The organism is Nonomuraea sp. NPDC005501 (assembly GCF_040605905.1).
GTDB lineage: Bacteria > Actinomycetota > Actinomycetes > Streptosporangiales > Streptosporangiaceae > Nonomuraea.
The window spans coordinates 1-12,756 of the sequence record NZ_JBEXDT010000094.1 but is presented as its reverse complement, the minus strand read 5'-3'; the positions used below and the strand labels follow the sequence as shown (position 1 = coordinate 12,756).

Genomic DNA, 12,756 nt, shown 5'->3' with positions numbered 1-12,756 from the left:
GCGGCGAGGCCGGCACGGCGGCTCGGGCCCTGTTCGTCGCGCCGCGCCGGCGATGCCGCCATGATGGGTCCATGGTGATCGACCTCAACGCCGACCTGGGCGAAGGCTTCGGGATCTGGCGGCTCGGCGACGACCTCGCGCTGCTCGACGTCGTCACGAGCGCGAACGTGGCCTGCGGCTTCCACGCCGGCGACCCGGTGACGATCAGGCGCACCTGCGCGGCGGCCGTCGACCGCGGCGTGTCGATCGGCGCCCAGGTGTCCTACCGCGATCTCGCCCACTTCGGTCGCCGGGAGATGGACGTCGAGCCGGAGGAGCTGTGCGCCGAGGTGCTCTACCAGCTCGCCGCCGTCGACGGCATCGCGCGGGCGATGGGCGGGCGGGTCTCGTACGTCAAGCCGCACGGCGCGCTGTACAACCGGATCGTCCGCGACGAGGTCCAGGCGACCGCGGTCGTGGACGCGGTCGCCGACTACGACCCGTCGCTGCCGCTGCTCACGCTGCCGGGGTCCGCGGTGCACGCCGTGGCGGCCGCCGCGGGCGTCTCCACGGTCACGGAGGCGTTCGCCGACCGGGCGTACACGCCGGCGGGCACGCTCGTGCCGCGCCGCGAGCCGGGAGCCGTCGTCCACGACGTGGAGGCGGTGACGGCGCGGGCCGTGCGGATGGCCGTGGAGGGCGCGGTGACGGCCGTGGACGGCAGCGCCGTGCCGGTGCCGGCGCGCTCGATCTGCGTGCACGGCGACACGCCCGACGCGGTACGGCTGGCGCGGGCGGTTCGCGACGGGCTGCTGGAGGCCGGGGTCGTGCTGCAGGCGTTCGCGTGATCCGCGGGGCCGGGGAGCACGGGCTGCTCGTGGAGACCGGGGCCCTGGAGGTGTCGCACCGGCTGGACGCCCTGCTGCGGGCCGACCGGCCGGACGGGGTGGTGGAGATCGTGCCGGGCCCGGAGACGGTGCTCGTGGTGGCTCCCGGCGCGGACCTGGGACGGCTGCGCGCCGCCCTGGAACGGCTGTTGGAGGAGGCGGGCACCGGGGACGCCGGAGGCGTCGCGGCGGGGGACGCCGGGGGGCTCGTGCGGATCCCGGTCGTCTACGACGGCGAGGACCTGGCGTCCGTCGCGGAGCTGTCCGGGCTCTCCCCCGAGGAGGTGGTCGCCCGGCACACCGGGCGGGACCTGGTGGTGGGCTGGCTCGGGTTCGCGCCGGGCTTCGCCTACCTCACCGGCCTGGACCCGGCCCTGCACCTGCCGCGGCTCGGCACGCCGCGCACGTCCGTGCCCGCGGGCTCGGTCGCGGTCGCGGGCCCGTACTCCGCCGTCTACCCGAGCGCCTCGCCCGGCGGGTGGCGGCTGCTCGGCCGCACGTCGCTGCGGGTGTGGGACGTCACGGCCGAGCCGCCCTCGCCGTTCCGGCCGGGGACGCGGGTCAGGTTCGAACGCGCATGATCGAGGTTGTCGCGCCCGGGCCGTACGCGACGGTCCAGGACCTCGGGCGGCCCGGCCTCGCCCACCTGGGCGTGCCCGGCTCCGGCGCGGCCGACGCGGACGCCCTGCGGCTGGCCAACCGCCTGGTGGGCAACCCGGAGGCGCTGGCGGGGATCGAGCTGACGTACGGCGGGGCGCGCCTGGCCTTCCACGCGGGCGCCTGGGTCGCCGTCACGGGCGCCCCATGCCCGCTCACGGCCGTGCCCGCCCCTGCGCTGTCCGGCGCGGAGGGGCGCATGAGCGGGTGGCGCGCGCCCGCCGCCGGCGCCGCGGTGCCGTTCTGGGTCCCGGCCGGGACCGAGCTGCGGTTCGGGACGCCCGCGTGGGGCCTGCGGAGCTACCTGGCGGTGCGCGGCGGCGTGGCGGTCGAGCCGGTGCTCGGCAGCCGCTCCACCGACTCGCTGTCCGGTCTGGGGCCCGAGCCGCTGCGGGCCGGGGCGGTGCTGCCCGTGGGCGCCGTGGCGGGCCTGGAGCCGATCGTCGCCGACCTCGCGCCCGCGCGCGGGCCCCGGCCGGCCGTGCTGCGGGTGCTGCCGGGGCCGCGCGACGACTGGTTCGTCCCGGGCGCGCTGGCGGCGCTGTGCGAGCGGCCGTACGTGGTCAGCCAGGACAGCAACCGCGTCGGGGTGCGGCTGAACGGCCGGGAGCTGGCGCGGGCGCGGGAGGGGGAACTACCCAGCGAGGGCATGGTCGCCGGTGCGCTCCAGGTGCCGCCGAGCGGGCAGCCGATCGTGTTCCTCGCCGACCACCCGCCGACGGGCGGCTACCCGGTGATCGCGGTGGTGGTGACGGCCGACCTCGCGGTGGCCGCCCAGCTCAGGCCGGGCGACGCGGTCCGTTTCACCACCCACCGCGTCACCTGATCCGGCCGGGCCGCGAAGGTCAGAGCTCCACCTGGCCGGTGACGCACGTGACGGTGGAGCCGCCCACCCAGACGCCGCCGTCGTCGCCGGTGGTGATGTGCACCCGCCCGGACCGGCCGAGCCGCGTGCCCTGGGCGGCGACGTACGGCGCGCTCGCCCGGCCGGTGCGCAGCAGCCACTGGGCCACCGAGGCGTTGAGGCTGCCCGTCACCGGGTCCTCGACGGTGCCGCCGTCGAACGGGCAGAACGCCCGCATCTCGAACGCGTACGGCGCGCCCTCCGGGTGCGGGCCGGCCACGCCGATGAAGCAGTCCACGAGCCCCGGCTCCACCGCGAGCACGGCGTCGGCGTCGCGCAGCAGCACCGCCACCCAGCCGGGGCCGTTGTCGGCCCACTCGATGTCGACGATCTCGCTCCGGTCGACGCGCAGCAGGGCCGCCACGTGCGCGGCGAACGCCTCCTCCACGGGCCCGGACCGGATCAGGGGCGGCGCGGAGAACGCCAGCCCGTCCTCCGTCCTGCGCACCCGGACCAGCCCGACGCCGCACTCCTGCACGATCTCACCGGCGGCCTTGGGCGTGCCCCCGGCCGCGAGCCAGGCGTGGCACGTGCCGAGCGTGGGGTGGCCGGCGAAGGGCAGCTCGGACGTCGTGGTGAAGATCCGGACCCGGTAGTCGGCGGCCGGGTTCCCGGGCGGCAGCACGAACGTGGTCTCCGACAGGTTCGTCCAGCAGGCGAAGCGCTGCATCTCCTCCGTGGTCAGCCCCTTTCCGTCGAGGACGACGGCAAGGGGGTTGCCCCGGTACGGAACGGAGGTGAACACATCGACCTGGGTGAAGGGACGCCGCATGCCGCAAGTCTCGCAGACCCGTGCCTTCGGGCGGTCAGGCCTCCGCCTCCTCGGCCGTCTCGGCCGGGACCGCGGCCAGGCGGGACTCCACGAGGGCGACGGCCTGGTCCAGGGCGGCGCCGGGGACCGGCTCGAACAGCTCCACCACGGCCCGGCCGCGCTCCGGCCGCCACACGCCGGCCACCCGTCCGCCGTACAGGACGACGGGTGAGATCCAGCCCGCCTGGCGGCTGACCTTCGCCTTGACGGCGGCCGGGACGAGCGGCTCCAGGTCGCGGGGCGCGCCCAGGATGTACGGGTCGAAGCCCGGCAGCAGGTGGACCTCCTCCGACGGCCGGGTGGCGGCCAGTCCGTCGAGGTGCTCGGTCAGCGCGAGCAGCGTGCGGCCGTCACCGGCGTCCACCTCCGTGAGCTCGGGCGCGAGGTCGCGGAACCACGCCTTGAGCACTGCCTTGCGCGCCACCCCGCCGAACAGCCACTTGTCGAACATCTCCGGCGTCGCCGGCCCGTGCGCCCCGAGGAACGCCCGCGCCACCCGCACCCCGGCCTCCTCCTGGGGCGGCGGCTCCGCGGGCCAGCCGGGCAGCCAGCGGCTCGGGGCGGCGAAGGTGACCCTGCCCCCGCGCGGCGGCCCGTAGCACAGCTCGCCGAGGCGGCTGAGCGGCTTGAGCAGGGCGCCCCATCCGGAGGTCAGCGCCTGTCTGAGGTGGCCGTCGCCGGTCACCTCGACGACGGCGTCGACCAGCTCCTCGCGGGTCAGCGGCTTGTCCCCCAGCGCCCGCGGCACGGCGTCGATGACGGCCTCGATCTCGGCCGCGGTGACGCCGTGGCCGCGCTGCCAGGACCCCTTCTCCCAGAAGCGCAGCGTGCCGAGCGCCGAGCACAGGTCGGGCAGCGTGTCGGAGGGCACCAGGTGCAGGGTGCCCCGCATGACCCACGTCTTGGCCAGGGTGCGGGCGTCCCAGAGCGCCCGGTCCGGCTCGGCCGGGTCGGGGCGGGCGCTCCTGACGGCCACGGCCAGCCGCGCCGACGATGCCACCTGCGCCTGCACCCCGCACAGCCGCCGGGCGACCGCCACGACGTCCGGCTCGGCGCTGGGACGGGGGCCGGCGACGAACTGCCGGCGCAGACGCCAGGCGAGGATCTGGGGCCAGGTCAGCGAAGTCGTCACCGGACCGTTCTACCGGACGCCGCCGACAGTCTCGCTGCGGCGGCCCCGTCGCCTCAGCCGGCCCGGGTCACGGGGTGAAGCCGATGTCCTGGTAGCGCAGGTCGTAGAAGCCGCGGGCGCCCACGTTGGCGAGGTCGGCGCGCACGGCGACGTTCTGCGGGCGCTGGTAGAGCGGCAGGACGTTGACCTCCTCCCAGATGAGCCGGTCGGCCTCGTTGGTGGCGGCCCGGGCGCGGGCCGGGTCCAGGCTCTGGCCGGCCTTGTTCATGGCGTCGTCGATGGCCTTCGACCCGGTCCGCCCGAAGTTGGCGTTCCACGTCTTGCCGTCCGGTGCGTTCGCGTAGATCCCGTAGCTGCTCGACACAGGGAACGGGGTGCCGATGTAGGCGAAGGCGGTCAGATCGAAGTTGCCGGGGATGACGTACTTGGTGAAGAAGTCGTCGCCGGGCACGGCCTGGATCGAGACCTGCACCCCGATCTGGCTCAGCATGCTCTGCGTCAGCTCCGCCTCCGACTTGCTCACCTGCACGCCGGAGGGCACGACGAAGCGCAGCGCCAGCGGCCTGCCGTCCTTCTGCCGCACGGCGCCGGACTGCTTCCAGCCGGCCTCGTCGAGGAGTTGCTTGGCGCGTGCCGGGTTGTAGGCGCCGAGCGGGCCGGCGTTGTTCTGGTAGCCCTCCTGGGTGTTCATGAAGAAGTGGTTGTCCAGCGGCGCGATCGGCCAGTCGAGGCCCTGCAGGTCGGACTGGGCGATGGCCTGGCGGTTGACGCCGAGCTGGACGGCCTGGCGGACCCGCTGGTCGCGCAGCAGGTCGCTGGAGCCGTTGAAGGTGATGTGCCGGAAGTCGGGGCCGGCCGCCTGGCGCACCTGCGCGTTGCGGGTGGTGCGGGCGCGGGCGTAGTCGGGCGCGGAGGGGCCGATGTCGGCGACGTCGAGCTCACCGTTGCCGAACGCGCCGATCAGGGAGTCCTGCTCGGAGGCGCGGTAGACGATCTGGTCGAGCTTGGCCCGCTGCCCCCACCAGTGGTCGTCGCGGACCAGCGTGATGGTCTTGGCGGTCTGGTCGAAGCCCTTGAGCCGGAACGGCCCCGCGGTCGCGGGGATCCTGTTCAGCCACGCGTTGTTGAACGCGTCGGGCGTGCGGTTGGCCGAGGCGGGCAGCAGCGGCCCGAACAGCGACTGCCAGTCGCCGAACGGCCGGGCGAAGGTCACCACCACCTCGTGGTCGTCCTTGCCCCGGGCGACCTTCTGGATGTCCTGGTAGCCGGTGGAGCTGACGATGCGGTAGCGCGGGTCCTTGCCGTTGAGCGCCTGCCACTGGGCCTCGTAGTCGGCCCACGTGATGGGCTTGCCGTCGGACCAGCGGGCCTTCGGGTTGAGCCGGTAGGTGACCACCTGCCGTGGCTCACGGGAGGTGAGCTTCGCGTCGAGCACGTAGTCGGGGTTGGGGCTGATCACCGCCTTCTGGTCCGACAGGAACGGAGCGGGCAGCAGGGCGTTGCTGATCACGGCGGCCACGGCGAGGTTGCCGTCGACGTGGTTGCGGTTCCACTGCGCGGGGAACTCGTTGACCCCCCAGCGCAGCGTGCCGCCGTCCTTGACCTTCTCGCGCGGCTGGGGGTTGATGTCGTACGCCTTGACGGCCCGGACGGTCTCGTCGCCGGGGCCCCCTCCAGCGCCCTGTCCGCCGCCGCAGCCGGACAGCGTCAGCGGCGCGGACAGGGCGAGGGTCAGGGCGACGGCGGTCCGGGCGACTCTGGCCGGGCGTGGTGCCTTCATCGGGTTCTCCTGGTTTAGACGACTTCGAGCTTCTCCGCGTAATGGCAGGCCGCGCCCTGGTCGCCGGCCGGCGTACCCACGGGCAGCACGTCGGGCTCCACCTCGACGCAGAGCGTGCGCTCGGTCTCGGTCAGCACCGCGCGGAACTTCGGGCACCGGGTGCGGAAGCGGCAGCCCGACGGCGGATCGGCCGGGCTGGGGAGGTCACCTTCGAGGAGGATCCGCCTGCGCGAGCGCTCGCGGACGGGGTCGGGCAGCGGGATGGCGGACAGCAGCGCCTGGGTGTACGGGTGGGCGGGGGCGTCGTAGACCGCGTCGACGGAGCCGATCTCGGCGATGCGGCCGAGGTACATGACGGCGACCCGGTCGGCGATGTGCCGGACCACGGCCAGGTCGTGCGCCACGAACAGGTACGACAGGCCGAGCCTGGCCTTCAGCTCGGCGAGCAGGTTGATCACTCCGGCCTGGATGGACACGTCCAGCGCCGAGACCGGCTCGTCGAGGACCAGCAGCCGGGGCTCCAGCGCGAGGGCGCGGGCGATGCCGATGCGCTGCCGCTGGCCGCCGGAGAAGTCCTGCGGGTAGCGCTCGGCGTGCTCGGGCGCCAGGCCGACGAGCGTGAGCAGCTCCGCGACGCGCCGGCCTGCGCTCCCCCGCGGCTCCGTGCCGCCGTGCGTGCGCAGCGGCTCGGCGACGATGTCGTGGACGGTCATGCGGGGGTCGAGCGAGGCCAGCGGGTCCTGGAAGACGACCTGCATGTCGCGCCGGACCGCCATCCGCTCGGCCGCGCCGAGCCGGGCGGTGTCGTGGCCGAACACGACGATCCGTCCCTCCTGGGGTCTGGCCAGCTCCAGGATCTCCAGCAGGGTCGTGGTCTTGCCGCAGCCCGACTCGCCGACCAGGCCGAGCGTCTCGCCCTCGCGGATCTCGAAACCGACCCCGGCCACGGCGTGTACGGTGCCGACGCGGCGCTTGAACACGGCGCCGCGCATCAGCGGATAGTCCTTGACCAGGCCCTCCACGCGCAGCACCGGCTCACCGCGCGGTACGGCCACGGTCGCGGGCTCGGGGCCGGGCGGCGCCTCGGCAGGGGCCGGGACCACCTCCTCCCACCGGATGCAGGCGGCCAGATGACCGGGGCCGATCTCGAACAGCGGCGGCTCCGCCTCGTCGCAGTCGGCGATCCGCAGCGGGCAGCGCGGCGCGAACGGGCAGCCCGGCGGCAGCGCCGCGGGCGAGGGCGGACCACCCTCGATGGGCTCCAGCGCCCGCCGCGCGCCGCGGTCGACCCGCGGGATCGACCTGAGCAGCCCCACCGTGTACGGCATGCCGGGCCGGTAGTAGACGTCGTCCACGCCGCCCACCTCGACCGGCCGGCCCGCGTACATGACGAGCACCCGGTCGGCGAACCCGGCCACCACGCCCATGTCATGGGTGATCATGATGATGGCGGCGCCCGTCTCGTCACGGGCCTTCTTCAGCACCTCCAGCACCTGCGCCTGGATGGTGACGTCGAGCGCGGTCGTCGGCTCGTCGCAGATGATGAGGTCGGGGTCGTTGGCGATGGCCATCGCGATCATCGCGCGCTGACGCATGCCGCCGGAGAACTCGTGGGGGAAGGCCAGCGCCCGCTCGGCGGGGTTGGGTATGCCGACGAGGTCGAGCAGGGACACGGCCTTGACCAGGGCCTGCTCCTTGGTGACCCGCTGGTGGACGCGCACGGCCTCGGCGATCTGGTCGCCGACCCGGTAGACGGGGGTGAGGGCGGACAGCGGGTCCTGGAAGACCATCGACATGGTCCGCCCGCGCAGGCCGTTCAGGTCCTTGTCACGGGCGCCGACCAGCTCCCTGCCGTGCAGCAGCACCGAGCCGGAGACCCGGGCGGAGGGCGGCAGCAGCCCCATGACGGCCGAGGCGGTGACCGACTTGCCGGACCCGGACTCGCCGACGACGCCGAGGACCTCGCCCGGCCGTACCTCGAAGGAAACGCGGCGCACGGCCGGCACGCCGCCGAAGGAGACGTCGAGCTCGCGGACCTGCAGGAGGGGCGTGGTGGCGGGTGTCATCGCGGCCTCGTGGACGTGGGGTCGAAGGCGTCCCGCAGGGCGTCGCCGACGAGGTTGACGGCCAGTACGGTGACGACGAGCAGCCCGGCCACGAACCAGAACGTCCACGGCGCGTAGACGGCGGTCTTGGAGCCGTCGGCGATGAGCGTGCCGAACGACACGTCGGGCGGCTGGATGCCGAAGCCGAAGTACGACAGCGAGGTCTCGGTGAGGATGGCCGCGCTGACGTTGAGGGTGGCGTCCACGATGAGCAGCGACGACAGGTTGGGCAGCACGTGCCGGAAGATGATCGTCACCGGGCGCACGCCCATGAACCGGGCGGCCTGGATGTACTCCCGCCGCTTCAGCGAGATCGTCATGCCGCGAACGATCTTGGATGTGACCATCCAGAGGAACAGCGCCAGCATGAGCACGAACAACACCCATGTCCCCTCACCGAACAGCGGCGACATAATCGCCAGGATGAGGAACGCGGGCAGCACGAGCAGCAGGTTGGTCAGCCAGGTCAGCGTCCGGTCGCCCCAGCCGGAGAAATAACCGGCGAACGCCCCGACGAGCGCGGCCAGCGCGGTGGAGACCAGCGCGGCCAGCAGGCCCACGACGAGCGACTTCTGCATGCCGCGCAGCGTCACCGCGTAGACGTCGGCGCCGGTCTGCAGGGTGCCGAACCAGTGGCGCGCCGACGGCGGCTGGAGGAACGCGGTGAAGTCGCGGTCGGTGTAGGACCACGGGCTGAGCGGCGGCCCGGCGAACGCCAGCAGGAACATGACCACGAGGACCGCCAGGCCGGCCGTCCCCTGCCGGGAGCGCAGGAACCGCCGGACGACGACCCGGCCCCGGGACGGCGCCCGGCGCGGCCCGCCGCCGGGGAGGCCGGGTGTCAGCTCCTCGGCCAGCTCCTCCTCCGGGAGCGTCATCCGGTTCTCACCCGCGGGTCGAGCGCGGCGTGCAGCAGGTCGGAGGCCAGCGAGGCGCACAGCACCGCCACGGCGGCGAGGAGCGCGATGGCCGCCACGGTGTTGACGTCGTTGGTGAAGATGGAGTTGATGAGCTGCTCCCCGAGCCCGTGCCAGCCGAAGATCTTCTCGGTGAACGTGGCGCCGGTCAGCAGCGCGCCGAACGTGAACGCGAAGTAGGTCATGACCGGCACCAGCGCGGTGCGCAGCGCGTGACGGGTCAGGGCGGCGCGCCTGCTCAGCCCCTTGGCCCGGGCGGTGCGGACGTAGTCGGCGCCGAGCACGTCGAGCATCATGTTGCGCTGGTAGCGGCTGAAGACGGCGACCAGCGCCAGCGACAGCGAGATCGTCGGCAGGATGAGGTGCTGGATCCGGTCGAGCACGTTGCCCCAGAAGCCGGTGTCGAGGTCGCCGCTGTACTCGCCGCTGACCAGGAAGACCTGGGTGCCGAGCCGGTCGTTGACCCAGGTGCCGAGCAGGATGAGCATGTTGGCCAGCACGACCACGGGCACCGCGAGCACCGCGAACGACAGGGCCGCCGACGCGCGGTCGAACCACCCGTACTGCCGGACCGCGGCCAGGGCGCCGAGCAGCACCCCGCCGACGCTGCCGAAGATCAGCCCGAGCATCACGAGGCGGAACGTGACGCCGGCCCGGCGGCCGATGTCGTCGTTGACCGGCGACCCGGTGACGGTCTTGCCGAAGTCGCCGTGCAGCACCCCGTCCGCCCAGGTGGCGTAGCGCTGGAGCAGCGGGGTCCGGTCGTTGAGGTTGAGCGCGGTCAGCTGGGCGTCGACCACGGCCGGGGGCGGCTTGGGGGTGCGGTCGGCGTAGTTGGAGCGCGGGTCGAGGGCGGTGGCGGCCAGCATGTACGCCAGGCTCGCGGCGACGGCGACGAGCACGAGATAGTTGAGCAGCCTGCGGGCCAGGAATCCCGCCATCCTCCCCCCTCCAGCGCACGATGCGTAGTCATATAGCTACACCATGCGACGGGGAGGGTGCCAGGACGTGTCGGGTGAACGACCGGAGAGTTCGGTGACCGGCGTTCGACGATGGGAGTTCAGCGGCCGGAGAGCTCGTCCACGGCGGTCCGCACGTCCTCGCTGGTGATCGTGGTCAGCTCGGCGGAGGTGGCGGAGCCGCCCTGGGAGGCCAGCGCGGCCAGCCGCACGTCGCGGCGCATCGCCGCCCGCTCGAACAGCGACCGCGCGAAGCGGCCGTTGCCGAGCCCGTCGATCAGCCGCTCGTCGCACACCCAGGCGAAGACCTCGTCGAGGTCGCGCAGCGCGGCCTCGTCGAAGCGGTCACCGGACTTCTCCGCCAGCAGCACCGCGATCTCCGACAGCTCGGACGGCGCGTAGCTGGGGAAGGCGACGCGCTGGCCGAAGCGGCTGGCCAGGCCCGGGTTGGTGGCGAGGAAGGCGTCCATCTCGCGCTCGTAACCGGCCAGCACGATGACGAGCCGGTCGCGGTCGTCCTCGGCGCGCTTGAGCAGGGTCTGCACGGCCTCGGCGCCGAACGCGTCGCCGCCGGAGTAGCCGGGGTTGACCAGGCTGTACGCCTCGTCGATGAACAGCACGCCGCCGAGGGCCCGGTCGACCAGCTCGTTGGTCTTGATCGCGGTCGCGCCGAGGTGCTGGCCCACGAGGTCGGCCCGCTGCGCCTCCACCACGTCGGGGCGGGCGAGCAGCCCCAGCGCGGCGAACACCCGTCCGAGGACCCGCGCCACTGTCGTCTTGCCGGTGCCGGGCGGCCCGACGAACACGAAATGCCGCGTCTGCGGCGGCGTGGGCAGGCCACGCTCCTGGCGCATCCGGGCCACCTGGAGCTGCGCGGCGATGGCGTGGACCTGCCGCTTGACCGGCGCCAGCCCGGCCATCCGGTCGAGGTCGCCGAGCGCCTCCTCCAGCGTCGGCGTGGCCTCGTGGCCGCGGAAACGGGCGGTCAGGTCGTTGAACGCCTTGGTCACGTCGGGCGTGGTGGTGGTCACCAGGTCCTCGGTGGTCGGGGTGCCGCCCGCGCCCACCACCCGCACGTCGCGGGCCTGCGCGGCCGCCTCCACCAGGCTGCGCGCGAACCGGGCGTTGCCCAGCTCGTCCACCAGCCCGCGCCGCTGCACGTCCTCGAACAGGCCGAGCAGCGCGGCCCTGGTCTCGCCGGACATCGTGTCGCCCCGGCGCCGCTGGAGCAGCTCGGTGATCTCGGCCAGCTCGGTGGGAGAGTAGCCGGGGAAGCGCACCCGGGTGGCGAAACGGCTGGCCAGGCCCGGGTTGGAGGCCAGGAAGCCGGCCATCTCCTGCTCGTAGCCGGCCAGGATGATGATCAGCCGGTCGCGGTCGTCCTCGGCCCGCTTGAGCAGGGTCTGCACCGCCTCCGCGCCGAACCGGTCGGGCTGCCCGTCGGAGGAGTTGACCAGGCTGTACGCCTCGTCGATGAACAGCACGCCGCCGAGGGCCCGGTCGACCAGCTCGTTCGTCTTGATCGCGGTCGCGCCGAGGAACTCGCCGACCAGGTCGGCGCGCTGCGCCTCCACCACGTACGGGGTGTCCAGCAGGCCGAACGCGTAGAAGATCTTCGCCAGGGTGCGGGCCACGCTCGTCTTGCCGGTGCCCGGCGGCCCGGAGAAGACGAAGTGGCGGGTCGGCCGGCCGGCCGTGTAGCCGGCCTCGGCCCGCAGCCGGGACGCCTCGATCGAGGCCGCGATGGAGCGCACCTGCTCCTTGACCGGGGAAAGGCCGATCATGCTCTCCAGCTCGCCCAGCGCGTCCTCGACGGAGATGCTGGGCGGCCCGGCGCCCCGGTCGTGCTGCGGCTCCGCCCTGCCCTCGCGGACCCGTACGCGTAGCTGCTCCTGCTCCTGAACCGTCATCTCGGCCTTGGCGCGGCGGGCCAGCAGGAAGCGGTAGAGCAGCGCCGCGGCGGCCACGCCGTACGCGACCCAGACGGCGGTGACGTCGGAGACCAGGGACAGGGCCGCCGCGAGCAGGCCCGCGGGCAGCAGCGCCAGCAGGGCGGTCAGCCACGGCGGCACCCAGCGGATCAGGTGCGCGACGGCGGCGACCGGCACGGCCAGCACGAGCAGCAGCGTCGGCGCGGGCGAGCCGACCGGGAACAGCAGCACGAACACCGGCATCAGCACGGCCCAGGCCGCCACCACCACGGCGGTGGCCGCGGCGCGCGGGAAGCGCAGAGTGAGCGCGGCGAAGGCCAGCAGGGCCAGCGTGACGAGGAACGTCTGCGCGAGGTCCCAGCCGAGGGCCGCGCCCAGGCCGACGGAGCCGATCAGCACCGAGGCGTACATCACCCGGCGGACGGCCGGGGGAAGGTGGAAATAGCGCAGGCGCACCCGCTCGAACAGATCCCGCGCCGCGACCCGCCCCGCGGCCTGGGCCCTGCCGGACTCACGCATCACGCCTCCCCGGTCCGCCCCCGGTTATACCGCACCAGAAGGACGATTGGGCGGACCTGACACGCCAGGTGACGCCTGACGTTCGGGGGACTTATGGGACTTTCCCTCAGGACGCTCCGGTCAGCCGCGCTGGTGTCGTCCCGGGAACTCTCCGGTCAGCACCTGCTTGGGCGTG

At 73.8% G+C, this 12,756-nt stretch carries 10 protein-coding genes; 3 read left to right on the top strand and 7 right to left on the bottom strand.

What is annotated here, in order from left to right; all coding sequences use genetic code 11:
- The first annotated feature begins 71 nt into the window (after positions 1-71).
- Genes ABZS51_RS34125 through ABZS51_RS34115 form a run of 3 tightly spaced genes read left to right on the top strand, consistent with a single transcriptional unit; the run spans position 72 to position 2,349 of the window.
- Positions 72-827 (top strand): 5-oxoprolinase subunit PxpA, encoded by a 756-nt coding sequence (locus ABZS51_RS34125; protein WP_310711554.1) that lies wholly within the window; start codon positions 72-74, stop codon positions 825-827.
- A complete protein-coding gene (locus ABZS51_RS34120) occupies positions 824-1,447 on the top strand; it encodes an allophanate hydrolase subunit 1 (RefSeq protein ID WP_355449894.1) in 624 nt (207 codons plus the stop codon). Before ABZS51_RS34125 ends, ABZS51_RS34120 begins: the two co-directional genes overlap by 4 nt.
- Positions 1,444-2,349 carry a biotin-dependent carboxyltransferase family protein gene (locus ABZS51_RS34115; protein WP_355449892.1) on the top strand — a complete coding sequence of 302 codons (906 nt, stop codon included), beginning with the start codon at positions 1,444-1,446 and terminating at the stop codon, positions 2,347-2,349. The genes ABZS51_RS34120 and ABZS51_RS34115 overlap by 4 nt, the downstream gene beginning before the upstream one ends.
- 19 nt (positions 2,350-2,368) lie before the next feature.
- On the opposite strand, the gene ABZS51_RS34110 is transcribed toward ABZS51_RS34115, so the two are convergent.
- The 7 genes from ABZS51_RS34110 to ABZS51_RS34080 form a co-directional block, all read right to left on the bottom strand.
- A complete protein-coding gene (locus ABZS51_RS34110) occupies positions 2,369-3,199 on the bottom strand; it encodes a PhzF family phenazine biosynthesis protein (protein ID WP_355449890.1) in 831 nt (276 codons plus the stop codon).
- 34 nt (positions 3,200-3,233) lie between these two features.
- Positions 3,234-4,370 carry a winged helix DNA-binding domain-containing protein gene (locus ABZS51_RS34105; protein WP_355449887.1) on the bottom strand — a complete coding sequence of 379 codons (1,137 nt, stop codon included), beginning with the start codon at positions 4,368-4,370 and terminating at the stop codon, positions 3,234-3,236.
- 67 nt (positions 4,371-4,437) lie between these two features.
- The gene (locus tag ABZS51_RS34100) at positions 4,438-6,150 is read right to left on the bottom strand and encodes an ABC transporter family substrate-binding protein (RefSeq protein ID WP_355449884.1); all 1,713 of its coding nucleotides are present in this window, start codon (positions 6,148-6,150) and stop codon (positions 4,438-4,440) included.
- A gap of 14 nt (positions 6,151-6,164) precedes the next feature.
- Positions 6,165-8,216, bottom strand: a complete 2,052-nt coding sequence (locus ABZS51_RS34095; protein ID WP_355449882.1) for an ABC transporter ATP-binding protein — start codon at positions 8,214-8,216, stop codon at positions 6,165-6,167.
- Complete coding sequence (locus ABZS51_RS34090; RefSeq protein ID WP_310711561.1) at positions 8,213-9,133, bottom strand: ABC transporter permease; 921 nt, start codon at positions 9,131-9,133, stop codon at positions 8,213-8,215. The genes ABZS51_RS34095 and ABZS51_RS34090 overlap by 4 nt, the downstream gene beginning before the upstream one ends.
- Complete coding sequence (locus tag ABZS51_RS34085) at positions 9,130-10,113, bottom strand: ABC transporter permease (protein ID WP_355449879.1); 984 nt, start codon at positions 10,111-10,113, stop codon at positions 9,130-9,132. Before ABZS51_RS34085 ends, ABZS51_RS34090 begins: the two co-directional genes overlap by 4 nt.
- Positions 10,114-10,232: 119 nt before the next feature.
- Positions 10,233-12,581 carry an AAA family ATPase gene (locus tag ABZS51_RS34080; protein WP_355449877.1) on the bottom strand — a complete coding sequence of 783 codons (2,349 nt, stop codon included), beginning with the start codon at positions 12,579-12,581 and terminating at the stop codon, positions 10,233-10,235.
- Positions 12,582-12,756 lie beyond the last annotated feature (175 nt).